This window comes from Bradyrhizobium sp. 87, assembly GCF_023073015.1.
Classification (GTDB): domain Bacteria; phylum Pseudomonadota; class Alphaproteobacteria; order Rhizobiales; family Xanthobacteraceae; genus Bradyrhizobium; species Bradyrhizobium canariense_D.
Genome location: NZ_JADPIQ010000048.1, coordinates 350,697 through 375,820 on the forward strand (window position 1 = coordinate 350,697; position 25,124 = coordinate 375,820).

20 protein-coding genes are annotated in these 25,124 nt (G+C 65.8%); 8 read left to right on the forward strand and 12 right to left on the reverse strand.

Translation table 11 applies throughout. The features are described from left to right. The first annotated feature begins 172 nt into the window (after positions 1-172). The 8 genes from IVB50_RS11305 to IVB50_RS11340 all read left to right on the forward strand — a co-directional run bounded on the left by IVB50_RS11305 (position 173) and on the right by IVB50_RS11340 (position 6,921). Positions 173-478 (forward strand): integration host factor subunit beta, encoded by a 306-nt coding sequence (locus IVB50_RS11305; RefSeq protein ID WP_007598410.1) that lies wholly within the window; start codon positions 173-175, stop codon positions 476-478. Between the two features lie 71 nt (positions 479-549). Further along, positions 550-942: a lipopolysaccharide assembly protein LapA domain-containing protein gene (locus IVB50_RS11310; protein ID WP_204513028.1), complete on the forward strand. Its 393-nt coding sequence runs from the start codon at positions 550-552 to the stop codon at positions 940-942. Between the two features lie 82 nt (positions 943-1,024). Continuing rightward, a complete protein-coding gene (locus IVB50_RS11315) occupies positions 1,025-1,696 on the forward strand; it encodes a phosphoribosylanthranilate isomerase (protein WP_018455762.1) in 672 nt (223 codons plus the stop codon). After that, entirely contained in the window at positions 1,693-2,910 is a 1,218-nt protein-coding gene (trpB, locus tag IVB50_RS11320; RefSeq protein WP_018455763.1) for a tryptophan synthase subunit beta, read from the forward strand. The genes IVB50_RS11315 and trpB overlap by 4 nt, the downstream gene beginning before the upstream one ends. Next, positions 2,907-3,743, forward strand: coding sequence for a tryptophan synthase subunit alpha (trpA, locus tag IVB50_RS11325; RefSeq protein WP_018455764.1), 837 nt, complete (start codon positions 2,907-2,909; stop codon positions 3,741-3,743). Before trpB ends, trpA begins: the two co-directional genes overlap by 4 nt. Before the next feature lie 124 nt (positions 3,744-3,867). Continuing rightward, positions 3,868-4,809 (forward strand): acetyl-CoA carboxylase, carboxyltransferase subunit beta, encoded by a 942-nt coding sequence (gene accD, locus IVB50_RS11330; RefSeq protein ID WP_018455765.1) that lies wholly within the window; start codon positions 3,868-3,870, stop codon positions 4,807-4,809. Next, on the forward strand, positions 4,806-6,149 hold the full coding sequence (locus IVB50_RS11335; protein WP_204513029.1) for a folylpolyglutamate synthase/dihydrofolate synthase family protein: 1,344 nt from the start codon (positions 4,806-4,808) through the stop codon (positions 6,147-6,149). The genes accD and IVB50_RS11335 overlap by 4 nt, the downstream gene beginning before the upstream one ends. 31 nt (positions 6,150-6,180) lie before the next feature. Next, positions 6,181-6,921 (forward strand): metallophosphoesterase family protein, encoded by a 741-nt coding sequence (locus tag IVB50_RS11340; protein ID WP_083926409.1) that lies wholly within the window; start codon positions 6,181-6,183, stop codon positions 6,919-6,921. Between the two features lie 9 nt (positions 6,922-6,930). Here IVB50_RS11340 and IVB50_RS11345 read toward each other — a convergent pair whose 3' ends face one another. The 12 genes from IVB50_RS11345 to ubiE form a co-directional block, all read right to left on the reverse strand. Next, entirely contained in the window at positions 6,931-7,944 is a 1,014-nt protein-coding gene (locus IVB50_RS11345; RefSeq protein ID WP_018455767.1) for an ATP-dependent DNA ligase, read from the reverse strand. Positions 7,945-8,089: 145 nt separating this feature from the next. Beyond that, positions 8,090-8,410 (reverse strand): thioredoxin, encoded by a 321-nt coding sequence (trxA, locus tag IVB50_RS11350; protein ID WP_007598398.1) that lies wholly within the window; start codon positions 8,408-8,410, stop codon positions 8,090-8,092. Positions 8,411-8,472: 62 nt separating this feature from the next. Further along, the gene (gene addA / locus IVB50_RS11355; RefSeq protein ID WP_018455768.1) at positions 8,473-11,982 is read right to left on the reverse strand and encodes a double-strand break repair helicase AddA; all 3,510 of its coding nucleotides are present in this window, start codon (positions 11,980-11,982) and stop codon (positions 8,473-8,475) included. After that, positions 11,976-15,122 carry a double-strand break repair protein AddB gene (gene addB / locus IVB50_RS11360; RefSeq protein WP_247295872.1) on the reverse strand — a complete coding sequence of 1,049 codons (3,147 nt, stop codon included), beginning with the start codon at positions 15,120-15,122 and terminating at the stop codon, positions 11,976-11,978. Before addB ends, addA begins: the two co-directional genes overlap by 7 nt. A gap of 127 nt (positions 15,123-15,249) precedes the next feature. Next, on the reverse strand, positions 15,250-15,972 hold the full coding sequence (locus IVB50_RS11365; RefSeq protein ID WP_018455770.1) for a nucleotidyltransferase family protein: 723 nt from the start codon (positions 15,970-15,972) through the stop codon (positions 15,250-15,252). Between the two features lie 124 nt (positions 15,973-16,096). After that, a complete protein-coding gene (locus tag IVB50_RS11370) occupies positions 16,097-16,411 on the reverse strand; it encodes a PilZ domain-containing protein (RefSeq protein WP_247295874.1) in 315 nt (104 codons plus the stop codon). Between the two features lie 129 nt (positions 16,412-16,540). Further along, positions 16,541-18,085: a bifunctional tRNA (adenosine(37)-N6)-threonylcarbamoyltransferase complex ATPase subunit type 1 TsaE/phosphotransferase gene (locus tag IVB50_RS11375; protein ID WP_018455772.1), complete on the reverse strand. Its 1,545-nt coding sequence runs from the start codon at positions 18,083-18,085 to the stop codon at positions 16,541-16,543. Then, on the reverse strand, positions 18,082-20,586 hold the full coding sequence (locus IVB50_RS11380) for a PAS domain-containing sensor histidine kinase (RefSeq protein ID WP_018455773.1): 2,505 nt from the start codon (positions 20,584-20,586) through the stop codon (positions 18,082-18,084). The genes IVB50_RS11375 and IVB50_RS11380 overlap by 4 nt, the downstream gene beginning before the upstream one ends. 178 nt (positions 20,587-20,764) lie before the next feature. Next, positions 20,765-21,223, reverse strand: coding sequence for a dUTP diphosphatase (gene dut / locus IVB50_RS11385; protein ID WP_018455774.1), 459 nt, complete (start codon positions 21,221-21,223; stop codon positions 20,765-20,767). After that, the gene (gene coaBC, locus IVB50_RS11390; RefSeq protein ID WP_247295876.1) at positions 21,220-22,680 is read right to left on the reverse strand and encodes a bifunctional phosphopantothenoylcysteine decarboxylase/phosphopantothenate--cysteine ligase CoaBC; all 1,461 of its coding nucleotides are present in this window, start codon (positions 22,678-22,680) and stop codon (positions 21,220-21,222) included. Before coaBC ends, dut begins: the two co-directional genes overlap by 4 nt. A gap of 56 nt (positions 22,681-22,736) precedes the next feature. After that, the gene (gene ubiB, locus IVB50_RS11395; protein WP_026233022.1) at positions 22,737-24,311 is read right to left on the reverse strand and encodes a 2-polyprenylphenol 6-hydroxylase; all 1,575 of its coding nucleotides are present in this window, start codon (positions 24,309-24,311) and stop codon (positions 22,737-22,739) included. Further along, a complete protein-coding gene (gene ubiE / locus IVB50_RS11400; RefSeq protein ID WP_247295877.1) occupies positions 24,308-25,069 on the reverse strand; it encodes a bifunctional demethylmenaquinone methyltransferase/2-methoxy-6-polyprenyl-1,4-benzoquinol methylase UbiE in 762 nt (253 codons plus the stop codon). Before ubiE ends, ubiB begins: the two co-directional genes overlap by 4 nt. Positions 25,070-25,124 lie beyond the last annotated feature (55 nt).

Genomic DNA, 25,124 nt, shown 5'->3' on the forward strand with positions numbered 1-25,124 from the left:
CCGGAACCGGGCGAGCCACAGAGGTTTTTCCCGTTCGGCGCGTGTAGGTCCAGCCCGCTTTTTCGGCATTTGTCACGTGTTTTCACGACGCTCAACCCTCATTTAGCGTCTTGACAGATCACGGTATTTTCACGGAAATGGTCGTCCGCACGCTCCCGGGTCCTATCTCTCGATGATCAAATCCGAACTTGTTCAGCGTATCGCCGAGCACAACCCGCATCTGTACCAGCGGGATGTCGAGAACATTGTGAATGCGATTCTCGAAGAGATCGTAGCGGCTCTCGCGCGCGGTGATCGCGTCGAGTTGCGCGGCTTCGGTGCCTTCTCGGTCAAGCATCGCCCTGCGCGCGCAGGGCGCAATCCGCGCACCGGCGCCCATGTGCCTGTCGATCAGAAGAGCGTTCCGTTCTTCAAGACCGGCAAGGAAATGCGCGAACGGCTGAATCGCGACCATCCGGATCCAGGCGCGCCAGACTGAGGTCCACCTCAGGGTTTCCCGCGGTCGCCAGTGATGCGGCCGCAACCTTGATTCAAGGCGAGCGAGCCGAGATGCGAAAATTCCTGAGCGCGCTGGTCGTGATTCCGCTGGGCCTGGTCCTGATGGTCTTTGCCGTCGCCAACCGGCATTTCGTCACGGTCTCGTTCGATCCCTTCGTTTCCAACGACCCGTCATTCTCGGCAACGCTGCCGCTGTTCCTGCTCCTGATCGTGGTGGCTGCGCTCGGGGTCCTCGTGGGCGGGTGTGCCGTCTGGTTCGGCCAGCGGCACTGGCGGCGTGCGGCGCGCCGGCATGACGCGGATGCCCGGGCCGCGCGAGGCGAGCTGGCTGATCTGCGGGCCCAGTCTGCCGCAGCAAGGCCTGAGTCCCAGCGCCTCCCCGTTCCCTCCGGTGTGGGGCTTTACGGGCCCGTCGGGCGAGACAAGCAGCGCGCGACGTTGTAGAAGCGGCCGCAACCGAAAAGCCCGTTTTCCGGCCGCGGACCCGCGGCCCTCCATTTGCTTTGAGCCCATATCCGTCGAGAACATGTCCTTGCTCGTCAAAATCTGCGGCCTGTCCACGCCCGAGACGCTCGAAACGGCGCTCGAGGCGGGTGCCGACATGGTGGGCTTTGTGTTCTTCCCGCCGTCGCCGCGGCATTTGTCGCTGGAAGCCGGCCGGGAGCTCGGCCGGCAGGTGAAGCGGCGCGCGCTCAAGGTCGCGCTCACCGTCGATGCCGACGATGCCACGCTCGACAACATCATGGACGCGCTGTCGCCGGACATTTTCCAGCTTCATGGCACGGAGAGCGTGGCCCGGCTGCGCGACATCAGGCAACGGGTCGGTCGTCCGGTGATGAAGGTCGTGCCGGTCGCAACGTCAGCGGATCTCGCCGTGCTGCCCGGTTACGCCGAGATAGCCGAACGCATCCTGTTCGATGCGCGCGCACCGAAGGACGCAACGCGGCCAGGCGGCCTCGGCGCACCATTCGATTGGCATCTGCTCGGAAACCTGGAGCTCGCGTTGCCGTATATGGTCTCGGGCGGCCTCAGCGCCGACAACGTCGCCGAAGCCGTTCGCGTCACCCGGGCCGGTGGCGTCGACGTCTCCTCCGGTGTCGAGAGCGCCCCGGGCGTGAAGGACCCCGAGATGATCAAGGCCTTCATTCGCGCCGCGCGCGCAAGCCAAGATGCAAGTCAAGAGTTGAGCGTCCGATGAATGTTGCAAAACCCAATTCCTATCGCAGCGGCCCCGACGAGCGCGGCCATTTCGGCATTTTCGGCGGACGCTTCGTTGCCGAAACCCTGATGCCGCTGATCCTCGATCTGGAGAAAGCCTACACCGAGGCCAAGGTCGACCCGGCCTTCCAGATCGAGATGAACGGCTATCTCAAGAATTATGTCGGCCGGCCCTCGCCGCTCTATTTCGCCGAGCGTCTGACCGAGCATCTGGGCGGCGCCAAGATCTACCTCAAGCGCGAAGAGCTCAACCACACCGGCTCGCACAAGGTGAACAACGTGCTCGGCCAGATCATGCTGGCGCGACGCATGGGCAAGAAGCGCATCATCGCCGAGACCGGCGCCGGCCAGCACGGTGTCGCCACCGCGACGCTGTGTGCGCGCTTCGGCCTGGAATGCATCGTCTATATGGGCGCCGTCGACGTCGAGCGGCAGCAGCCCAACGTCATCCGCATGGAGATGTTGGGCGCAACGGTCATTCCAGTGCAGTCGGGCACGCGCACGCTGAAGGATGCCATGAACGAGGCGCTGCGCGACTGGGTCACCAACGTGCACAACACCTTCTACTGCATCGGCACGGTCGCGGGTCCGCATCCCTATCCGACGCTGGTCCGCGACTTCCAGTCGATCATCGGCAACGAGACCAAGGTGCAGATGCAGGAGATCGAAGGCCGCCTGCCGGATTCGCTGGTCGCCTGTATCGGCGGCGGCTCCAACGCGATGGGCCTGTTTCATCCGTTCCTCGACGATTCCACCGTCGAGATCTTCGGCGTCGAAGCTGCGGGCCACGGGCTGACGCAACTGCATGCGGCGTCGATCGCGGGCGGTCGTCCCGGCGTGCTGCACGGCAACCGCACCTATCTCCTGATGGACGCCGACGGCCAGATCCAGGACGCGCATTCGATCTCCGCCGGGCTCGACTATCCCGGCATCGGCCCCGAGCACTCCTGGCTGCACGAGATCGGCCGCGTGAACTATCTCTCCGCGACCGACGACGAGGCCCTCGCAGCGTTCCAGTTGCTGTCAAAGCTGGAAGGCATCATCCCCGCGCTCGAGCCGGCACATGCCATCGCCAAAGTGATGGAGCTCGCGCCGAAGCGGACCAAAGATCACCTGATGGTCGTCAACCTCTCCGGCCGCGGCGACAAGGACGTCCCGCAGGTCGGCGACATCCTGAGGGGCAAGAGCAAGTGACCACGCGTATCGACACCCGTTTCGCCGAGCTGAAGAAAGCCGGCCGCTCGGCCTTCGTGACTTATGTGATGGCCGGCGATCCCGATCTCACGACGTCGCTCAATATCGTCAAGGCGTTGCCCAAGGCAGGCGCCGACGTGATCGAACTCGGTATTCCCTTCACCGATCCGATGGCGGATGGTCCCTCGATTCAGGCTGCCGGTCTGCGCGCGCTCAAGAACGGCATGACGTTGAAGAAGACGCTGGAACTGGTGCGTGATTTCCGCAAGGACGACAACGTCACGCCGCTGGTGCTGATGGGCTATTACAATCCGATCTACATCTACGGCGTCGACAAGTTTTTGGTTGATGCCAAGACGGCCGGGGTCGACGGCCTGATCATCGTCGATCTGCCACCCGAGGAAGACGAGGAGCTCTGCATTCCCGCGCTGAAGGCGGGCCTGAACTTCATTCGCCTGGCGACCCCGACCACCGACGACAAGCGCCTGCCCGCGGTGCTCGCGAACACGTCAGGCTTTGTCTACTATGTCTCTATCGCCGGCATCACCGGCGCAGCGGCGGCGGACGCCAATGCCGTTGGCGACGCGGTCGCGCGCATCAAGCGGCATACCAAGCTCCCGATATGCGTCGGTTTCGGCATCCGCACGCCGGAGGCGGCGCGCGCCATTGCCGAAAAGGCCAATGGCTCGGTAGTCGGCACCGCGCTGGTCGATGCGCTCAAGAACAGCCTCGATGCGGAAGGGCGCGCGACGGCCAAAACCGTCAACGCCGTCGCCGAGCTGACGGCGGCACTGGCCCAGGGCGTCAAGGGCGCGCAACAGGCGGCGGAATAGGCCTTAATTCCGCTGCCAAGTCCGACGAGCAAGGCGGACGATACGGCGGCTTGCCGGGCCGGGTCCCGGCCGCCATATATCCCTTCAGGTGGTCCCCAGGCGGGATCGCACATCGGAGCAAACCATGAACTGGCTTACCAATGTGGTCCGGCCGAAGATCCGCAACATGCTGCGGCGGGAGACGCCGGAGAATCTGTGGATCAAGTGCCCGGATTCCGGACAGCTCGTGTTCTACAAGGACGTCGAGGCCAACCAGTTCGTCATCCCCGGCTCGAACTATCATATGCGCATGAATGCGGTGGCGCGTCTGAAGTCGATTTTCGACAATGAGACCTGGTACGACGTCGCGCTGCCTGACGTCACGCCCGATCCGCTCAAGTTCCGTGACGAGAAGAAGTACGTCGATCGCATCAAGGATGCCCGCGCGCGGACCAATCTGAACGACGCGATCAAGGTCGGCTACGGCAAGCTCGAAGGTGCCGCCGTCGTCGTCGCGGTGCAGGATTTCGACTTCATGGGCGGCTCGCTCGGCATGGCCGCGGGCGAAGCCATCGTGCGCGGGCTCGAGCTCGCGGTCGAGAAGAAGTCACCCTTCATCGTGTTCGCCGCCAGTGGTGGCGCGCGCATGCAGGAAGGCATCTTGTCGCTGATGCAGATGCCGCGCACCACGGTCGCGGTGCAGATGCTGCGTGAAGCAAAACAGCCCTACATCGTCGTGCTGACCAACCCGACCACCGGCGGCGTCACTGCGTCCTATGCGATGCTCGGCGACGTGCAGATTGCCGAGCCCGGTGCGCTGATCGGTTTTGCCGGCGCGCGCGTGATCGAGCAGACCATCCGCGAAAAACTCCCCGAGGGGTTTCAGCGCGCCGAATACCTCAAGGAGCACGGCATGATCGACATGGTCGTGCATCGCCACGAATTGCGCCCGACCCTGGCGCGGCTCTGCCGACTGTTGACCAGGGCGCCGGCGCTTGAGACCGCGTCAAAGCCGGTGCAGCCGGTCGTCAGTCCGGCGCAGATTGTATCGGCTCCCGAAACGGCGCCGGCCGCGCCGCACGCGTGAACGCTTCCTCCGACCGCGCAAAGCCGCCGCTCGACGAATTGATCGGGCGGCTGTCGGCCCTGCACCAGAAACGCATCGATCTCGGGCTGGAGCGGATGCACCGCCTGTTCGAGCGGCTCGGTCATCCCGAGCGCAAGCTGCCGCCGGTGATCCACATCGCCGGTACCAACGGCAAGGGCTCGACGCTCGCTTATCTGCGCGCGACGCTGGAGGCAGCTAACCTGCGCGTCCACGCTTACACTTCACCCTATCTCGTTCGCATCAACGAATGCTTCCGGCTCGGCCGCGTCGGGGGCGGCGTGCTGGTCGGCGACGACGAGTTGCGCGCGGCACTGGAAGAGGTCGAGCGTGTCAATGCCGGCGAGCCGGCCACCGTGTTCGAGCTCAAGACGGCGGCTGCATTTCATCTGTTCGCGCGGAACCCGGCCGATGTGGTTCTGCTGGAGGTCGGCCTTGGCGGTCGGCTTGATTCAACCAATGTGGTTGACGCGCCGGCGGCCTGCGTGATCACGCCTGTCAGCATGGACCACATGGATTTCCTCGGTGACACCTTGACGTCGATCGCGGGCGAAAAGGCTGGGATCATCAAGCGTGGCGTGCCCGTGGTTTGCGCCGAGCAGCCGGCTGAGGCGATGGCCGTGATCGAGGCGCAGGCCAGGCGCATGCGCGCGCCGTTGTTTGCCGCGGGCGAGAGCTGGCATGTCAATGTCGAGAACGGGCGGCTGGTTTATTCCGATGAGCGCGGCTTGATGGATCTCACAGCGCCGCGCCTGTTCGGCCGGCACCAGTTCGACAATGCCGGTCTCGCCATCGCGACGTTGCGGGCCACCAACGCCTTCAAGATCAACCAGGCGGCGTTCGAGGCGGGGATCGTCGGTGCGGAATGGCCGGCGCGGATGCAGCGCATCGCTTCGGGCGAGCTGCTCGCTCTCGGCCCGCAGGGCTCGGAGATCTGGCTCGACGGCGGCCACAATGCGGAAGGCGGCCGCGTCGCGGCGGCCGCGCTCGGCGATCTCGAAGAGCGGGTGTCGCGGCCGCTGGTCGTGATCGTGGGCATGATGGCCAACAAGGACGCGAAAGGCTTTCTCGCCAATTTCGCCGGTCTGACCCGTCACATCATCGCAGTGCCGATTCCCGACACCGACAACGCGATGCCGGTCGACCGCCTTACGGATGCCGCCCGCAGCCTCGGCATGCGCGTCGAGCCCGCGCCCGGCGTGGAGGCCGCACTGCGCGCCTTGGCGAAGCTCGCCTACGAAGTGCCGCCGCGCATTCTGATCACCGGCTCGCTCTATCTCGCCGGCCACGTGCTCGCCATCAACGGCACGCCTCCTGTATAGTCTTCGCTCCATCCGAGCTACGGGAAGACCCATGCGTTTTGCCGCGATTGCCGACGTCCACGGAAATTACCTGGCGCTGGAAGCTGTGCTCGCCGACATCCGCGCGCAAGGCGTCTCCGAGATCGTCAATCTCGGCGACATGCTGAGCGGCCCGCTCGATGCGCGCCGGACCATCGAAATCCTGATGCAGCTCGATGCCGTGCACGTGCTCGGCAATCATGACCGCTATCTGCTCGACCGTCCGCCCGAGAAGATGGGCTCGTGGGATCGCCCGGCCCATGCCGCGCTCAATGCCGCGCAACTCGACTGGCTGCGCGCGCAGCCGATGACGCGCGTCTTTCGCGATCAGGTGTTCCTCTGCCACGCGACGCCCGACAATGACGAAGTCTATTGGCTCGATACCGTGCATCCCGACGGCGCGGTGGCGCTGTCGCCGCTCGATCGCATCGAGAAATTTGCGCAAGGCATCACGCAATCGCTGATCCTGTGCGCCCACACCCATCTCGCCCGTGCCGTGCGACTTCGCGACGGAAGGCTGATCGTCAATCCCGGCAGCGTGGGCGGCCCGGGCTTCCGTGACAAGCATCCGTTCCCGCATGTCGTCGAGGCCGGCACGCCGCACGCGCGCTATGCGATCCTTGAGCTAACCGATGGTGCCTGGCAGGTCACGTTCCGCCATGTGGTCTATGATCACGAGGCGATGGCCACGCTCGCTCGCCGCAACGGCCAGCCGGAGTTGGCGAACGCGCTGGCGACGGGATGGCTTGCCTAGCGGCTACGGCTACGGCTGTTTTAGCAGCTTCATCGGATCCACCGCCTTCTGCTTCAGCTGCTCGAAGCTGCATTGCCGCGGGGCCTTGTCGAGGCGCCAGCGCAGGATCGAGGTGCCGTGGCGAAAGCGGTCGCCGCTGAAATGGTCATAGCAGACCTCGATCACCAGCTTCGGCTTGAGCGGACACCACTTCGCCGAGCGCTCGGTGGACCAGCGGCTGGGGCCGCCCGGCGCGTTGCCGGTGAAGCCGGGCTCGCCGATCAATGCCTCAAGCCGATCGGTCAGGTCAGGCTTTTCCGCCGCTTTGATCGCCGAGGTGAAGCCGACATGGTGCAGGAGACCATCGTCATCGTAAAGCCCGAGCAGCAGCGAACCGACCACGCTCCGGCCGGCGATCTTGTTGGTCGCATAGCGGAAACCGCCGACCACGCAATCGGCGCTGCGGAATTTCTTGATCTTCTGCATGCCGTCGCGATTTCCCGCCTGGTAGGGCAGGTCGACGCGCTTGGCGATGACGCCGTCCGAGCCGCCGCCGGATTGCGCCAGCCACTTTTTCGCAAGGGCGTAGCTCGTCGTCGCCGGTGAGAGGCGGAAGATGCTGCTTTTCAGATTCGCCTTGGCAAACGCTTCCAGCGCCGGTCGCCGCTCCCTCAGCGGTTGCCCGGCAAGCTGCTTCTCCCTGGCCGTCGCAAGCAGATCGAAGGCGAGATAGAGCGCCGGCGTCTCCTCCGAGAGTTTCTTCACGCGGCTCGCCGCAGGGTGAATGCGTTGCAGCAGCGCGTCGAAGGAAAACCCCTTGCCGTGCGGCACGACGATCTCGCCGTCGAGGGTGAAGCGATCCGCCTTCAGCTTCAGCGCCGCGGCGACGATCTCGGGGAAATAACGCGCAAGGTCTTCACCGGATTTCGAGCGCAGATCAATGCTGCCGCCGTTGCGCGAGAGCAGGCAACGAAAGCCATCCCATTTCGGCTCGTATTGCCACTCCTTGCCGCGCGGGATCGCGTCGACCGAGCGCGCCTCCATCGCCACGAGGGGGTCCGACTTTCGCGCGCGTTTTGCGGGAGGAGGAGGCAACAGGCGGGACTCATCATACGCTGGACATGGCCCATCAACGCGAAACGGCCGACTTTCGCCGGCCGTTTCCAAAAATAATCTTGCGCGCGGCGGATCAGACCGCGGAAGTGATCCACTGCTGCAGCTTCGCCTTCGGCGCCGCGCCGACCTGGCGGGAGGCCATCTCGCCGCCCTTGAAGATCATCAGGGTCGGGATCGACATCACGCCATATTTCGACGCGGTCTTCGGGCTCTCGTCGACGTTGAGCTTCACGATCTTGACCTTGTCGCCCATCGCGCCGGCGATCTCGTCGAGCGCGGGTGCGATCATGCGGCAGGGGCCGCACCATTCGGCCCAGAAATCGACGACCACGGGGCCGTTTGCCTTGAGCACTTCGGCTTCGAAATCGGTGTCAGAAACCTTACCAACGGCCATGGGAGTACCTCGTACCTGAGAGAACGGCGCGACGGGAATCGCGCCAAGATCATGGCGTCAACCTATGAATGGCTCCTTGCCGGGTCAAGGACGCTCACACCGAGATGAAGAGATGCCAGCGCCGCGTCCAGCGCGGGAGCCGAAATCTCCATATATTCAAGGGCCTCGGTCCAAAGCAGGACGGCGCGGACAGGCTTTTGGGGATAAAGCCGCGATAGCACCGCCCGATAGAGCGCAAGCTGCCGGACATAGGCGGCGGGCGCCGCATCGGCGCTCCTGGGAGCCGCCTGATTGGTCTTGAAATCGACGATCAGGACCTCATCCGGCCGAACGACCAACCGGTCGATCTGCCCCGACACCAGCGCCCGGGCGTGGCCCGGCCGTTCCAGCCGGCCGACGATCGCGACCTCCGCCCGGCTGCCGGCCGCAAACACGGGCGCAAACCGTGGCTCGGCGATCAAGCCGAGCACCTTGTCGGCCAGCGCGGTCCGGTCGGCCTCCGCCCAATCCGCCGCGTTGCGCGCCATGAAGCCGAGCGCGGCCTCGCGTCGGCGCTCAGTGGCGATGTCGGGGAGCGATTGCAATAGCCGGTGCACCAGCGTGCCGCGTTGCAGCGCGAGCGCGCGGGACTGCACTGATTCGCCCGACTGCACGGCGCGGCCGTCCCCGGACGGCTGGCCGGAGGGGCGCACCGGATCGTCGTCGATGGTGTCGCGCGGTGCCGGCGTCCGCAGCCAGTCCGGGAGCGCGGTCGCCTGGTCCAACGAGGCCGCGGGCGTGCCCAGCGCCACGACATCCTCCGGTCGGGAGAAGCGCGTCGCCTTTCCCAGCGGCGTCTCGATCGTCTCTTTCGTCAGGCCCGAGCCGGCGAGCCCGGTGTCGACCAGATCGTACCAGCTCAGCTTGCGAACCGTCTTCATGTTGCCGGGCATGCAGCCGCCGACGATGAGCCGGTCGGCGGCGCGCGTCATCGCGACGTAGAGCAGGCGGCGATATTCGTCCTCGGTCTCCTCGAGCATCGCCTTGCGCGCCTCGACGACGGGTTTGGGATCATCCGCCTTGCGTCCGGCCCAGACCACCACCTCGCCGCCATTGCCGCGCGGGACATGGATCAGCCGCAGCCGCTGCGAATCCGCTGGCGACGATGTAGTGTCGACCATGAACACGACCGAGGCCTCCAGGCCCTTGGCGCCGTGCACGGTCATCACCCGCACCTCATCGCGGGAGATCTCCATGTCGCGCTTCACCTCGGTATCGGCCGAGCGCAGCCAGGCCATGAAACCCTGCAGCGAGGCGGGCGCCTTGCGCTCGTAGTTCAGCGCCAGCTCCAGGAACTCATCGAGCGCGTCATTGGCCTCATGACCGAGCCGGCGCAGCATGCGCGCGCGTCCGCCGTCTCCCCCGAGCAACCAGGCGTAAAAGGCGAACGGCGTCTCCTCGCGCGCCCGCGTTTCGCAGGCTTCGAGGCCTCGCAACGCCGCAGCGAATGTCTCGCTTGTCGTGGCATGCTCGCCAAGCGCGCGGCGCAGCGATCCCTTGCGGTCATGGGCCAGCTGGAACAGATCGTCGTCATCGAGCCCGAACAGCGGGCTCTTCAGCGCGACCGCGAGCGCGAGATCGTCCTGCGGCAGCAGCAGCGCATCGGCAAGGTTCATCAGGTCGATGATTCCGATGTGCTCGGTGAGCTTGAGCCGATCGGCGCCCGCGACCGGAACGTTGGCATGCTTCAGCGCCTGGATCACGGCATCGAACGCATTGCCGCGCCGGCGCACCAGGATCAGCATGTCGCCATAGCGCAAGGGACGCCGCTCGCCTTCGTGCCCGGTCAGCGTGCCGCTCTCGACCAGCCGCTTGATCTCGGTTTGGATCCGGCGCGCGAGCTTCACCTCGGGGCTGGTGGCGGCGACGCCGTCGAACGGCGCGCGCCAGCCCTCGATTTCCTGCCTGTCGTCGGCTTCCGCAAGGTCCCACAGCTCGATCACGCTGGGGCCGGCATCGCCGAGTGCATTGTGCAGGGGATGACCGGTCTCGAGCGAATGGATGCTCTTGTAGATCGCGGGCTCGCGGAAGACGTGGTCGACCGAATGCAGGATCGCGGCGCCGGAGCGGAACGAATAGGTGAAGGCGACCGGATCGAATTTCAGTCCGGCCGCCGTGAACTTGCGGTGCAGTTCGCGCCGGCGTGCATCGAATTCCCGGGGCTGGGCGCCCTGGAACGAGAAGATCGACTGCTTCTCGTCGCCGACAGCGAAGACGGTGCGGTTCAGGCCCTCGCGCGCACCTTCGCCGGCGGTGAACTCCGAGATGATGTGCGCGACGATGTCCCACTGCCGCGGACTTGTGTCCTGGGCTTCGTCGATCAGCACGTGATCGACGCCGCGGTCGAGCTTGTAATGCACCCAGCCCGAGGAAACGCGATCGAGCATCGCCAGCGTCTTGTCGATGAGGTCGTCATAGTCAAGCAGCCCGCGCTCCTGCTTCTCGCGGCGGTAGTTTGCGGCAGCCGCGGTCGCGATATGCAGCAGGGCCGCGGTGCGGTCGCGCATGGTCACCGCACGGCGCGTCTCGACCAATCCGGCGACGCGCTGCGCCTCGTTCTCGAACAGGCGGGCGACGGACGGGTTGTGATCGCAAAACTTCTTGGTCAGCACCGCCTTGCGCGGCAGCTTTTCGTCGGTGAGGAAAACGCTGAGATAGGCATCGACCTGCGCGGCGCCGGAAAAGACCTTTGCCTCGCGAAGCCGGCAGGCCTGGTCGTTGTCGGACTTGCTGCCGTCCTCCAGCGCAAAGGCGATCTCGTTCCAGCGCGATCGCGGCAGGAACGGACCGTCGACAATCTCCGTCTCGACGTCCTCGATGCGATCGTTCGCGTCCACCCCCAGCGCCGCTGCCATCTGCACGGCAGCCAGCTCCGCGCTGCCGGCTTCATCGGTCCAGGCCATGAAGTGATCGCGGCTCAGGCAAGCCTCGCGCACCACCTCCTTGAAGGTGACATCGGCGGCGCTCGCCATCGCGGTCAGCAGCGCGCGGCCGGTCACGCTGTCTGGGTCGCGCGCGGCCTCCAGCAGCACCTTCAGATTGGCGCGTTCCATCATGTCGGTCTGGTCGCGCTCGTCGATCACGGCGAAGCGCGCGGGGACATTGGCCTCGAACGGAAACTGCTGGAGCAAACGCGTGCACAGCGCGTGGATGGTCTGCACCTTGAGCCCGCCCGGCGTCTCCAGCGCACAGGCGAACAGCTTTCGTGCGTCGCGCCGCAATTTTGCAGTGGGATGCGGGATGCCGACCGCGCGGATCGCCGCATCGAGTGCCGTGTCGTCGAGCGTCACCCAATGCCCGAGCGTGGTGAACACGCGCTCGGCCATGTTGGCGGCAGCCGCCTTGGTGAAGGTAATGCAGAGGATCTTTTCCGGCGGCACGCCCGCGAGCAGCAGGCGGATCACGCGCTGCACCAGCACATGCGTCTTGCCCGAGCCGGCATTGGCCGACACGAAGGCCGACGCGGACGGGTCCGATGCGCGCGCTTGCCTGGCGCGCACCTCATCCGGGATGGGGCGCGGTGCCTTCACCATTCCTCGATCCCCAATCCACCGGCCGCGGACCATTCCTTGATCCGGGCGAGATCGTCATAGGCGCCGTAGCGATTGGTCCACATCGGCAGGTTCAACGAGGTATAGGGCTGGTTCTCGTCCTCGAAGGCGCGGATCAGCGCCTCGAGCTTGGCCCTGGCCTCGGCAGCCGCGGTGTCCGGCGGCTGCGGCTCGTCGCCCTGCTTGAACTTGAGTTCGAGAATGCGTTCTTCGCCCGGCGGATTGTTGCCGCTCAGGCGAACATAGACGAGCTGGCTCACGGACGCGCCGGCATCGATGTCGGGAAAACCACCCTCGCGCAGGATCGCGGCTTCCAGCGTGAGCTGCGGCGACAGGCCCATGCGGACCTGCTTGCCGGTCGGTGGCTGGCCGGTCTTGTAGTCGAGGATGGCGTAGCCGCCGCCCCGGCGCCGTTCGATGCGGTCGGCGCGCGCGGAGAGACGGAAGCTGCGCCCATGGTCGAGCGGGATCGAGATCTCGCCGCGAGTTTCCGCGGCGATCGCCTCGATCGCGTCGCGCCGCGCCGTCTCCCATTCGCCGAACCAGCGTGCGATGCGCTGGAAGCGCGGCCACCACAGCGCCCGCGCCTCGGGTCGCTCCATCAGCGGCTCAAAGTATTTTTCGCCGATCGCGCGCAGCACGCGCGCCGGATCGTCGGGCAGATCGGTGGCGTAGCGTTCCGTGAACTCTCCGAGCGCATCGTGGATCGCCGAGCCGCGGTCGGCGGCCGACAGCGGCATGTCGACGGGATCGAGCGCGTCGAGCCGCAAAATGTGTTTTGCGTAGATCGTATAGGGATCGCGCAGCCAGTCCTCGATCCCAGTCACAGACATCCTGAGCGGCCGGGTCGCGCGTGGCGGTCGCGGCTCGGGCTGCTTGATCGGCCTCACCTCGTCGGGCTGGTCCAGCGCGGCTGCGAACTGCACGTATTTCTCGCCCGCGCGAATCGCGGCCTTCCAGTGCGCATCGCCCGCGACCGCCTCCAACCGGTGCAGGAAGCGCGAGGCAACCGCCGGGGCACCGCCAGCCTTGGCGGAGTGGGTGAGGATGACCTCGTCGCCGCCCAGCAGTTGCGCAAAATCATGCGCGGAGAGGCCGATACGGCGTTCCGGCAGATCGAGGCCCAGCTGGTGCCGCATCGGCCGGCTCAGCCACGGATCGATGCGCGGCGCCGGTGGCCAGACCCCCTCGATCAGCCCGCCGACGATGATGCGGTCGGCCTGCATCAGGCGTGATTCCAGCGGTCCGTAGATCTGGAGCCGCGCGCCTGGCCTGTCCCGCCGCCGCACCGCGCGATCGCTGAACGCGGTCTGGAACACGTCTGCGTAGTCGGGCAGCGTGACCATCAGTCCGCTGGTCGTGCCGCCGCGCAGGAGATCGTCGAAGGCGCTCGCGAGCGCGAGGCCCTCGCGGTCCTCGAAGGCCACGGAAATGCCCTGCTCGTCGCGCGACAGCTCGATCATGATCTCGCGATGCCGATGCGCGAGTTCGGCGAAGTCATACGGTTTTGATGACGCAAGACTCTCGATCGGCGCCAAGGCTTGTCGTAAGGCATCGATCAGCGCCTGGATGCGATCGAGGTCTTCCGCCTTGAGACGTGCGCGCGGCTCGGCCTTATGCAGCGCGGAGACTTCGCTGCGCCACAGCTTGGCCAGCTCCTCGCGAAAGCGATTGAATTCGCGCAAGAGGCCGGCGGTGCCTGCAGGCGGGCGCGTGCCGCGCAACAAGGCGAGCTCCAGGCCTTCGATCGCAGCCTTCCATGCGCCAGGGGCCCGGCCGAGCCGGCATAGCGGATGCTTCAACATTGCGAGCAGCGTCGGCGGCTCCAGTCCCTTGGTCGCAGCCTCAGCTGTCAGTCGGGCAAAGACGCCGGCGGAGGTTTCCATCAGGACGTCGCCGCCGGAATCGTCGAATGCGAGATCCCACCGGGTCAGCGCGGCCATCACCCGCCGCGCCAGGGCGCGATCGGGCGTGACAAGTGCGGCGGATTTGTCGAGGTGCCGCGCCTCGCGCATCGCAATGGCGATGGCGAGCGCTTCCATTTCAGGGTTGGGAGCTTCGACAACCGCGAGGTTCTTCATACCGCCGGTGATCTTTAAGGCCACATCCGGCTGCTTCAACCGATCGTGCCAGATCTCGGTCTTGGCCGATGGCCGCATCGATTCGGAGGCGAGCAGATCGCGACCGCCTTCCGCCGGAGGCTTGAGGATATCGACGTCGCTGCGCTTGATGCCAAAGCGATCCAGCAGCGCGTGCATGGCATATTGCGGATGGTTCGAGACCGGATGCTCCGCGAACTTGCCGAGCGCATCGCGGACGCCGCCGATGCTGCGCCAGGCATCGTCATCGAGATCAGTGTCGAGGCCGGGCAGCACCACGGCGCCATGCGGCAGCGAAGCGACTGCGTGGAGAAATCTTGCCGTGGCCGGCATCGAGCCGGTCGAACCGGCCGCGATCACGGGGCCATGGCGATGCACGGTCAGCCGCCTGGCTTCGGCATTGATCAGGAGGTCGCGGCGGGCAGCGGGTTCGATGCGTTTGATTTCGGCGAGATGACCGGGCCAGGCGATGCGCGCGATGCGCAGGAATTCGAGCGAATGCTGCCAGTAGCGGTCGAGCATATCGGGCACGAGGCCATCGAGCGCGCTCCAGTCGACGCCGCGCGTGACCATGTCGTCGATCAGCCGCGCGAGATCGGACGCCAGTGCCAGCGTCGACGCGGGGCCGCCGACGACCAGCGGAGACAGCACCGGACCCTTGGCCCAGGCCGCGACGAGTTGCGCCAGTGTCAGCCGCCGTTCGAGCTCGCCGAGCCGCGGCGGAATGTCGAGCGGCGTTGCGCCGGAAAACTGTTCGCCCTCATCGGCGAAAGCGAGCTCATCCTCGTCGATGTCGCCGAGCGCGACGATCCGCGGCAGCACGACAGCCTCCGCCTTCATCTCGTCGAGGAAGATCTCGCGGACGACGCGCATGGCGCGCCGTGTCGGCAGGTACAGCGTGGCATCCGCCAGCCGTGCCGGCTCCTTGCGTGCCTCAAAGCCCTCGACCAGCCGGCCGTCGAGCAAGCCTGAGACGACGGTGCGCAGGAACGGAACTGAGATGGGAACGCTGAAAACGCGCATGAGCTGCCTGATTCGGGAATCAGGCGCCAATATAGGGAGGCGGAGTCAAATGGTCATGGGCGGAGGTGGGATAGTCCCCGCTGTTTGCCGGACCAGAACAGGTGCCGTAGGGGACAATGGCGCAGCCCTACGCCACGCTCTCCAGAAACGCCTCTTCCGCCGCGTGCACGGCATCAGGCGTGCCGACATGCATCCAGACGCCGTCGAGGCGAAGGCCGAACAGCCGCTCCTGCTCGTTGGCACGATCGAACATCTTGGTCAGCGAGAACTCGCCCGCGGGGGCATCGGCGAAGATCGACGGCGACAAAATCGCAGCGCCGGCATAGACGAACGGAACGACCTCTTTTTCCTTGCGCTTGCGCAGGGCACCGTCGGCCAGCATGCCGTAATCGCCGCGGCCGCTATAGCCGATGCTGGTCGCCGTCGGCGCCATCAGCAGCAAAATGTCCATCCGCGCGGGATCAAAGTTTTCGGCGAGCCGCGTCAGGTTGGAGCGTACGCCGTCGATCCACAGCGTGTCGGAATTGACGTGAAAGAACGGTGCGTCCCCGAGCAGCGGCAGTGCCTTGACCACGCCGCCGCCGGTGCCGAGCACCTGGTCGCGCTCGTCCGAGATGGTCACGCGCGGATGCTGGCGGGATGCGGTGTGATCGATGATCTGGTCCGGCAGGTAATGCACGTTGACCACGGCCTCGCTCACGCCGGCCCGACCGAGCTTGTCGAGCACATGGTCGAGCAGCGGCTGGCCGGCCACCGGAACCATCGGTTTCGGCATCTTGTCCGTCAACGGACGCATGCGCAGGCCGAACCCTGCGGCGAGCACCATGGCTTTGGTCGGTTTGACGGGCATCCTTCGCTTTCTCAGACCTACTGATCTCGCGTTCGCAGCAATCCTAACATGAGGTTCGACCGACCGCACCGCGTCTTAACCGCCTTAACCACCTGCCGTGACGCTTGTACGACAGGTGTTGCCGTTACGCCCCGATGGACGTTGACCGCGCCTTTTTCTTGTCACCGAGCTTGAGAAAGTTGACGCCGATCTGGTCACCATTCACCCAGGCGAGCTCGCAGCGTCGGTACGCAAGTCCGGTGGACGACAGCAGCAGAAAAAACTCCTTCAGATGCAGGCCTTCGACTGAGCCGTCGATGGTCAATTTGGCGCCGCTGTCGGAGACGTCCTCCATGGTGCAATCGCGCCGCCAGGTGCCGTCGATACCCATCATCTGGGCCGCGATCCCGCGCTCGAAAACAACCCGGCTGTTGCCGCGCTGGTCCGTCTTCACCGCCATCTGCCCTGCTCCAGCCCCGTAATCATCCGGCTGCTCCGCCGCCAGGTTACCGGCGTCTTGGCTAACAGCCGGTAAATCGAGCCCTGAATCAGCCTTTTCAGCCCCTACTAGCCTTTTCCGCCTTGGGCCTCAGCCTTGGGCCGGGCCTTGGGCCTGCCTTTGGGGCGGCGGGACGTTGGCGAGATACCAGTCGCGCAGATGGGCGAGCGTGGGATGCGCCAGGGAGCGCTGGAGATAGGTCCAGATCCGCGGCTGGTGACGCAGATAATGCGGCTTGCCGTCGCGGCGGTTGAGGCGGGCAAAGGTGCCGAGCAGACGCGTGTTCCGCTGCGCCGACATGATGGCGTAGAGCTCGGCGAAGCCGGCCGCATCGAAGCTCGCCTCGCTGGCGCGGCGCGCCTTGATGTAGCGCGACAGCAGCGTCAGCTCGATCGCCTCGGGCACGTCGATGCGGGCGTCCTGGAGCAGCGACACCACGTCGTAGGATTGCGGCCCCAGCACGGTGTCCTGGAAATCGATCACGCCGACGCGTTCGATGCCGGTGCGATTGCTGAGCCAGATCAGATTCGGCGAGTGATAATCGCGGATGATCCAGGTCTTCGGCGCGGCCTGCGCCTTCTGCAGCAACTCGCGCCACATGGCGAAAAATTCGGCGCGCTTCGCGTCGTCCAGCGGCGCGTTGCGATCAGGCAGGTACCATTCCGGCATCAAGCCGATTTCGATCAGCAGCGCCTCGATATCGAAGACGGGAATGGCGTAGGTCTGCCGCCCGAGCGGCAGCGTTTGCGGCAGCGTCTTGCCGTGCAGCACGGCCAGCAGATCGGCCGCGGCTTCGTAGCGTTCGGCGATCGGGCGCGGCGGATCGCCCTCGATCACGCCTTCGGTGCCGAAGTCTTCGCTGATCAGGAACCCGTGGTCGAGGTCGGAATGATGGATCGCGGGCGCCGAGATTCCCTGCGCGCGCAGGCCCTCGTCGATGGCGACGAAGGGTTTGATGTTTTCGGCGAGATGCACCGCGGCGCTGTAGGATTTTCCGTTGTACATCGCAGCACCATCGGGGCGCTGCGGCGAATTCATGAGGATGACGATCTCGTCGTCGCGCTGCAGCCGCGCATAGGAGCGCGTCGAGGCGTCGCCCGCCATGCGTTTGCGCGTTGCCTCCATGTAGCCGGATGCATCGAGGAATTCGCGCAGCGCCTGCAGCCGCGCGACGATGGCGGCAGCCTTGCCATGGCCGGTGATGTCGGCGGCGCGTGCATTCGAGCCCAGCGCCGGCCGGTGCGTCAGCGCGATGTCGATGCGGTCTTGAGGCATCGCCGACGGCGCGCGCTCCGGCCATTCGATCAGGACGAGGGTTGCTTCCGGCAGCGGCGACAGCCCGATCTCTTCGAGCTCGCTCTCGTCCTCGACGCGGTAGAGGTCGGCATGCATCACCGGGAACGGTGGCAGCTCGTAGCCCTGCACCAGCGTGAAGGTCGGGCTCGGCACTTCCAGTGCATCGTCGCCGGCGAGGTAGCGGATCATGGCCCGCGCCGCCGCGGTCTTGCCGGCCCCGAGATCGCCGGTGAGCGTGATGACATCGCCGGGGCCGACCAGCAGCGCGAGGTCGGCCACTAGTTGCGCAGTGGCTGTCTCGTTGCGGAGCGCGACGGCGAATGTGGTTGGCGCAGTCATTCGGCGGCGTCGCGATGCGCCGCCTGGTCGGTCGGGAAGTCACAGATCACGACCGTGCCCCTGCCCACGATCGAATCCACCCGGATATTGCCGCCATGCAACTCGACGAAGGAGCGCACCAGCGACAGGCCGAGCCCGGCGCCGCGATGACGCGAGCCTTGCGAGCGGCTCTCGAACCAGTTGAACACCTTGTCCTTCATGTCGGCAGGTATTCCAGGCCCGGAATCTGTCACAGTGAAGACCACACTGCGTTCGGTGCGGCGGGCGCTGATGCCGACGGTGGAATCCGGTGGAGAAAACCCGACGGCGTTGGCGAGGAGATTATAGAGCACCTGCACCACGCGCTTCTCGTCGCCGGTGAAGCTGCCGACATCGGGCGCGATCTCGACCTTGAGGCGGATGCGGTCGGTGGCGAGCCGGTCCTGAAGACCCTCGGCGGCGAGCTCGATGGTCTTGCTGACGTCGACCGGGCCGAGTTCCAGCTTCATGGCACCGGCGTCGATGGTGGCGAGATCCAGGATGTTGTTGGTCAGCGCCAGCAGCGCATTGGTCGATTTGGTGACGTAGTCGAGATATTCGGCCTGTTTCGGGGTCAGCGGCCCGGTCGAGGGATCGCTGAGGAAATGCGCAAAGCCGATGATGGTGGTGAGCGGCGAGCGCAGCTCGTAGGAGACGTGGTGGACGAAATCCACCTTCATCTGGTCGGCCGCCTCCAGCGCCTCGTTGCGCTCGCGCAGAGCGCGCTCGACGTTCTCGGTGTCGGTGATGTCCTGGAACGTCAGCATCGTGGCGCCGTCGTGCAGCGGCCGGATCATGCCGTCGAGCACGCTGCCGTCCTTGCGCTCAAGCTTCAGCGGAATGTCGGCGCGGCTCTCGATCGAGGTGACGGCCTCGCGGATCTGCCGCCAAACGATCGCGTCGTCGAACAGCTGATGGCACCAGCCCTCGACCGTCTGGATGTGCGGCTCGTCGCGCATGGCGTCAGCGGACAGCTTCCACATCCGGACGAACGCCGGGTTGAACAGCTGCGCCCTGCCATTGCTGCCGAACACCGCAACGCCCTCGGCGAGGCTATCCAGCGTCTCACGCTGGACCCGGATCATGCCGTCGAAGCGGCGGGCGAGCTCCAGGCTCTCGGTGACGTCGTCGAACAGATAGGTGACGCCGCCCTCGGGATTCGGCGTGGTGACGACGGAGAGCGCGCGCCCATCGGGCAGATACCAGGTGTCCTTGGCGGCCTCGACCGCCCGATAAGCCTCGTGCAGCTTGGCCTTCCAGGCGCGGAAGTCCGGCTGCTCCGGCAATTTGCGCGCGGCGCGAAGCTTGTCGAGCACGCTGGAATCATCGGGGTTGGCGTCGAGAAAGGTGCGGTCGAGGTCCCACAGCTGGCGGTAGGAATCATTGTAGAAGGCAAGCCGGCGCTGGCCATCGAACACGGCAACGCCCGAGGAGAGCTGGTCCAGCGTACGGCGATGCGCCTCCGCCATCCGCACCAGCGCCGAGCTCAAGGCATCCGCCTCGCTGGCATCGATGGCAACGCCGACATTGCCGCCACCGACATTGACGGCGCGCACATCATAGATGCGCCGCTCGCCGCCGATCACGATCGGCAGCCGCGAGGTGAAATTGGCCGCTTCCTTCAGTCCCCGCTCCATCGCGGTGCGGTCGGCGCTGTCGAGCAGCTCGAGCTTGCGCTCCTGGGCGTCGGTGATGCTCGCCGCCTCGGTCGCACGGACATAGGCGGGATTGGCATAAGCCAGCGCGCCGTTCTCGCCCTTGGCCCAGATCGGCCAGGGGGCGGCGGTCGCGAAGCCGCGCAACATCTCCGTCTCGTCGGAAAGTGCCTTGTAACGCAGATTGGTCTCGGCCAGATCGCGGCGGAGCCCCGAGAGTTCGCGAATCCTGACGATGGCTTGGCCACCGATGGCGCGGCCGATGGCCTCCAGCGTGTGGCCATGCGCGGTGGTGAGCGTCAGCTGGAACCCGTCGCCGCGGTCGCGCAGCGCATCGACGGCGTGATCCATCTGCAGCGCCGGTTCCGGCGGCAACCAGGTTCCAAACGCGAGCACGCGCTGCGGAGAGGAGTCGCGCGGCAGCACCATGGAGATGTCACCGGAGATCTGCGCGCGATTGTCGCCGGCCGGCCAAGAGATCAGGATCTGCGGCTCGGCGAACAGCAATGCGCCGAAGCGGTCGGCCTGGAGCTGGAGTTCCCCGATCCGGGCGCGCAGCCGCGCCTCGTTCTTCGCCGTGCGCACGCGCGTGCGCATCAGGAGGATCGCGGCGACCACCGAGAAGCCGAGCAAGGCCAGCGCGGTGGCCAGCACCGCGAGCTCCTGCCGGTTGAAATCCAGCAACGTTGAGAGTGTGTCGACGAGGTCGGCGGCCTCAGCCGGCGCAGCCGGCAGCAGCGCCGCGAGAGCGCTTCCCAACAAGCCGTTGCGCACCAGCGATGTGCACGACAGCAGCGTCCGACGCATCGACACGATCACGCCTGACATAGTTGCCCCAAGATCGCACGAATTTGCGCGCGGCGACCCCCGTCGCGCGCGAATCAAACGACAATACCCTCACCGTGACTCCACCGGTAAGAGTCCAGATCGTGAACGCAACGGCGGTCCCAAAAAAATGCCGAAGGCGGTGTTCCAATTCGCGTAATTCCTCGGGTGATTCGGTGTGTTAGCGGCCGGTCGAGCCGAATCCGCTGGTCCCGCGATCGGTCGCGGACAATGTCGACACGGGAACCAGCGCGGCCTGCACCATTGGCGCAATCACCATCTGCGCGATGCGCTCGCCGCGCTTGACCACGAAGGCGGTCTGGCCGTGGTTGATCAGGATCACCTTGATCTCGCCGCGATAGTCCGCGTCGATCGTGCCCGGTGAGTTCAGCACGGTGACGCCGTGCTTGGCCGCAAGCCCGGAGCGCGGCCGCACCTGCGCCTCGTAGCCGGGCGGCAACGCGATCGCGAGTCCCGTCGGCACCAGCGCGTATTGGCCGGACGCGAGCGTCAGCGGCTCGTTCTCGGGCACCGCCGCCATCAGGTCGAGACCGGCGGCATCATTGGTCTGATAGGCCGGCAGCGGCAGCCCCTCCGCATGGGGCAGGCGTTGCAGTTCGACGGTGACTTTGGTGCTCAAGATGCGGGCTCCCGGGATTTGCCGGTCACGCTCTTTGCGATATGCGCGACCAATCGAATGGCGACCTGTTCCTTGGTCATCGCCGGCCAGGAATCAACTGCAATGTCGCCATCCTTCTCATCGTTCTTCTCACCGCTCTTGCTGATGAGGTGCACGGTGTTGCGGTCTCCGCCCATCACCCCGGTTGCGGGGGAGACGTCGTTGGCGACAATCCAGTCGCAGCCCTTGCGGGCAAGCTTCGACTTGGCGTTGTCGATGAGGTGCTCGGTCTCGGCGGCAAAGCCGATCACCAGTGGCGGCCGCTGGTCGGTCAGCTTGGAGATCGTCGCGAGGATGTCGGGGTTTTCGACCAGCTGGAGCGGCGGCATGCCGGCCGAAGTCTTCTTCAGCTTCTGCTCGCCTTCATTGGCGACCCGCCAGTCGGCGACGGCGGCGGCGAAGATCGCGATGTCAGCGGGGAGCGCGGCCTGCACCTGCTCCAGCATCTGCCGTGCCGATTCCACATGCTTGACTGTCACGCCCTGGGGATCGCTGAGATCGACCGGGCCGCTGACCAGGATTACCTCGGCGCCCGCGGCCTGTGCCGCGGCGGCGATCGCAAAGCCCTGCTTACCCGAGGATCGGTTGGCGATGTAGCGCACCGGATCGATCGGCTCGTGGGTCGGACCAGCCGTGATCAGCACGCGCTTGCCGGCGAGGGGGCGCGGCAACGGCGGCCGCAGCAGTCGCTCGGTGGCAGCCGCAATTTCGATCGCCTCGGACATGCGACCGATGCCGGCTTCACCGGCTTCCGCCATCTCGCCGGAATTCGGCCCGATCAGCATCACGCCGTCGCGTTGAAGTTGCGCGACGTTGCGCCGCGTCGCCGCGTTGTTCCACATCAGCGGGTTCATCGCCGGCGCGAGCAGGACCTTGCGGTTGGTCGCAAGCAGGATGGCGCTGGCGAGATCGTCGGCATGGCCGTTGGCCATCTTGGCCATCAAATCCGCGGTCGCAGGCGCCACCACGATCAGGTCGCACTCGCGCGCCAGCCGGATATGACCGGCGTCGAACTCGCTCTCGGGATCGAACAGGTCGGTGTGGACGCGCTCATGCGAGAGCGCGCTCACGGCCAATGCCGTGACGAATTGTTGCGCCGCCTTGGTCAGCACGCAGCGGACCTCGATCCGCCGCTCCTTGAGCCTGCGGATCAGGTCGAGCGATTTGTAGGCCGCGATCCCGCCGCCGATGATCAGGGTGACGTTGGCCTCGGGGAGGGCGCCGCTGCGCTGGGGCGTGGGGGTGGCGGAAGCCGCGGGCGGCGCCGTGAACGGCGTCAGGGGCTCCTCGCGGCCCTCGATCAGCTCGCCGAGGATGACCCGGACCTCTTCCTCGACCGACCTGCGGTTCCTGGCCGAGCGCAGCCTAAGGTAAGTTTTGATGGCTTCATCGAGCTTGCGAATGGTCAGGCTCGCCATGACACCCCTCCAGCACAAATGATGGCGATGCTATCATTCGCATGATTGCACTGCAATCAAAGATTCCGGACGGCGATCAGGATGCCGATGAAGGTCGCGGCGATGATCCAGAGCGCCACGGTGCGCCAACGGTTCTTGCGGCCTTCGCTGCGGCCCATCGCCGCGATGCTCTCCGGCGACAGCCGGATGCCCTCCCGGGTCATGGTCTCTAGCTGTTCGAGCACCGTAACCGAGCGCGCGGCGATATCAGGCAGGCGCATCAGGATGCGCGCGAGATCGCCGGTGCCGGAGATCGCGCCCTGGACCCGGCCGATCGGACCGAGATTGCGCTCGATCCATTCCCGCACCACGGGGTCGGCGACCTTCCAGATGTCGAGCTTGGGATCGAAGCCGCGTGCCACGCCCTCGACCACCACCATTGTTTTCTGGAGCAGGATCAGCTCGGGCCGCGTGGTCATGTCGAACAGGCCGGTGACCTCGAGCAGCAGCGTCAGCAGCCGCGCCATCGAGATCTCTTCCGCCGTGCGGTTATGAATGGGCTCGCCGATGGCGCGGATCGCTTGCGCGAAGTTCTCGACCGAGTGATGCGCCGGGACGTAGCCTGCCTCGAAATGCACTTCCGCGACACGACGATAGTCGCGGGTGATGAAGCCGAGCAGGATTTCGGCAAGGAAGCGCCGCTCCTTCATGCCGAGCCGGCCCATGATGCCGAAATCAACCGCGACGAGGCGACCGGCGTCATCCAGGAACAGATTGCCCGGATGCATGTCGGCGTGGAAGAAGCCGTCGCGCAGCGCGTGGCGCAGGAAACTCTGAATCACCTTGCGGCCGAGATCGGGCAGGTCGACCTGCGACTCGGCCAGGCGCTTGTGATCGTTCAGCGCGATGCCGTCGATCCACTCCATCGTCAGCACGTTGTGCGTGGTGCGGTCCCAGTCCACGGTCGGTACGCGGAAATCAGGATCGTCGCGCGTGTTCTCCGCCATCTCCGACAGCGCCGCGGCCTCGAGGCGCAGGTCCATCTCCATCGCGACCGAGCGCGACATGGTGTTGATGACCTCGATGAGACGCAGGCGCCGCGCCTCGGACGAATAGGACTCGGCCTTGTATGCGACGAAGAAGAAGTCGGAGAGGTCGCGGCGGAAGCGTGCGGCCACGTTGGGGCGCAGCACTTTCACGGCGACCGCCTTGCGGATGCCATCGCGCAAGACTTCGCCGCGATGCACCTGTGCGATCGAGGCCGCTGCGACCGGCGCACTGAGGCTCGCGAATACGTCCGTCAGCGGACGCTCCAGCGACGTCGCGATCACGGCTTCCGCTTCGACTTGCGAAAACGGCGGCAGGCGATCCTGCAGGCTTTCCAGATCGCGCGCCATGGCAACGCCGACCACATCGGGGCGCGTCGCCAGAAATTGCCCGAGCTTGAGATAGGCCGGGCCCATCCGGGTCAGCGCGCGCGACAGCCGAGGCCCGTCCTTAGGGCCGCCCCGTTCGACGATGCGCGCAAGCTTCAGCGCGAGCTGTCCGGGCGGCGGCACCAGGCTGGGATCGACGGCGCCGAACACGCCCTCGCGCGCGAATACGAACGCGGCGCGCATCAGGCGCGCACTATGGGTTATGGCAGAGATCACAAACGCCAGCCCGAATGCAGTGCGACGATGCCGCCGGACAATATCTGCCAGTTCACGCGGGCGAAGCCGGCATTACGGATCATATCGGCGAAGGCGTTGGGTCTTGGGAACTTGCGGATCGACTCGACCAAATATTGGTAGGACTCGGCGTCACCCGTGATCATGCGGCCGAGCGGCGGGATGACCTTGAACGAGAACAGGTCATAAAGACGATCGAGTCCGGGCATCTCGACGGTGGAGAATTCCAGACAGAGGAAGCGGCTGCCTGGCTTGAGCACGCGATAGGCCTCGGCCAGCGCGAGATCGATCCGAGGCACGTTGCGAATGCCGAAAGCGATCGTATATGCGTCGAAGCTGCGGTCGGCGAAGGAGAGCGCTTCCGCATTGCCCTCGACGAAATCGACCTGGGTCTTGAGATGCCGCTTTGCGGCGCGCTCGCGGCCTACCTCCAGCATCCCGGAATTGATGTCGCAGACGGTGGCATGGAAGCCGGGGCCTGCGGCCTTGGCGGCGCGGAACGAGATGTCGCCGGTGCCGCCGGCAACGTCGAGCAGCGCGAACCGCCGGTCGCCTCGCGGCGGGTCGAGCGCGGTGATCATGATGTCCTTCCAGACCCGATGCAGGCCACCGGACATCAAATCGTTCATCAAATCATAGCGCGACGCCACGCTGTGAAACACATCGTTCACCAGCGTCTGCTTGTCGCCCAGGGGGACGTCCCTGAAGCCAAAATGCGTGGTTTCGCCCGGCCGATCCATTACTCTACTCCACGAGGCGGACCATAGCGCGCCCGCCGCAATGGCGCTATCACAC

What these genes read in the sequence shown, in the direction of transcription:
- accD (WP_018455765.1), top strand. Translation starts at nt 3,868, where the DNA reads ATGAACTGGCTTACCAATGTGGTCCGGCCGAAGATCCGCAACATGCTG.
- IVB50_RS11370 (WP_247295874.1), bottom strand. Translation starts at nt 16,411, where the DNA reads ATGGCGGTGAAGACGGACCAGCGCGGCAACAGCCGGGTTGTTTTCGAG.
- IVB50_RS11365 (WP_018455770.1), bottom strand. Translation starts at nt 15,972, where the DNA reads ATGCCCGTCAAACCGACCAAAGCCATGGTGCTCGCCGCAGGGTTCGGC.
- IVB50_RS11340 (WP_083926409.1), top strand. Translation starts at nt 6,181, where the DNA reads ATGCGTTTTGCCGCGATTGCCGACGTCCACGGAAATTACCTGGCGCTG.
- ubiE (WP_247295877.1), bottom strand. Translation starts at nt 25,069, where the DNA reads ATGGATCGGCCGGGCGAAACCACGCATTTTGGCTTCAGGGACGTCCCC.
- IVB50_RS11375 (WP_018455772.1), bottom strand. Translation starts at nt 18,085, where the DNA reads ATGACTGCGCCAACCACATTCGCCGTCGCGCTCCGCAACGAGACAGCC.
- IVB50_RS11310 (WP_204513028.1), top strand. Translation starts at nt 550, where the DNA reads ATGCGAAAATTCCTGAGCGCGCTGGTCGTGATTCCGCTGGGCCTGGTC.
- IVB50_RS11345 (WP_018455767.1), bottom strand. Translation starts at nt 7,944, where the DNA reads ATGGAGGCGCGCTCGGTCGACGCGATCCCGCGCGGCAAGGAGTGGCAA.
- IVB50_RS11305 (WP_007598410.1), top strand. Translation starts at nt 173, where the DNA reads ATGATCAAATCCGAACTTGTTCAGCGTATCGCCGAGCACAACCCGCAT.
- IVB50_RS11315 (WP_018455762.1), top strand. Translation starts at nt 1,025, where the DNA reads ATGTCCTTGCTCGTCAAAATCTGCGGCCTGTCCACGCCCGAGACGCTC.
- trxA (WP_007598398.1), bottom strand. Translation starts at nt 8,410, where the DNA reads ATGGCCGTTGGTAAGGTTTCTGACACCGATTTCGAAGCCGAAGTGCTC.
- addA (WP_018455768.1), bottom strand. Translation starts at nt 11,982, where the DNA reads ATGGTGAAGGCACCGCGCCCCATCCCGGATGAGGTGCGCGCCAGGCAA.
- IVB50_RS11380 (WP_018455773.1), bottom strand. Translation starts at nt 20,586, where the DNA reads ATGTCAGGCGTGATCGTGTCGATGCGTCGGACGCTGCTGTCGTGCACA.
- addB (WP_247295872.1), bottom strand. Translation starts at nt 15,122, where the DNA reads ATGCGCGTTTTCAGCGTTCCCATCTCAGTTCCGTTCCTGCGCACCGTC.
- trpB (WP_018455763.1), top strand. Translation starts at nt 1,693, where the DNA reads ATGAATGTTGCAAAACCCAATTCCTATCGCAGCGGCCCCGACGAGCGC.
- coaBC (WP_247295876.1), bottom strand. Translation starts at nt 22,680, where the DNA reads ATGGCGAGCCTGACCATTCGCAAGCTCGATGAAGCCATCAAAACTTAC.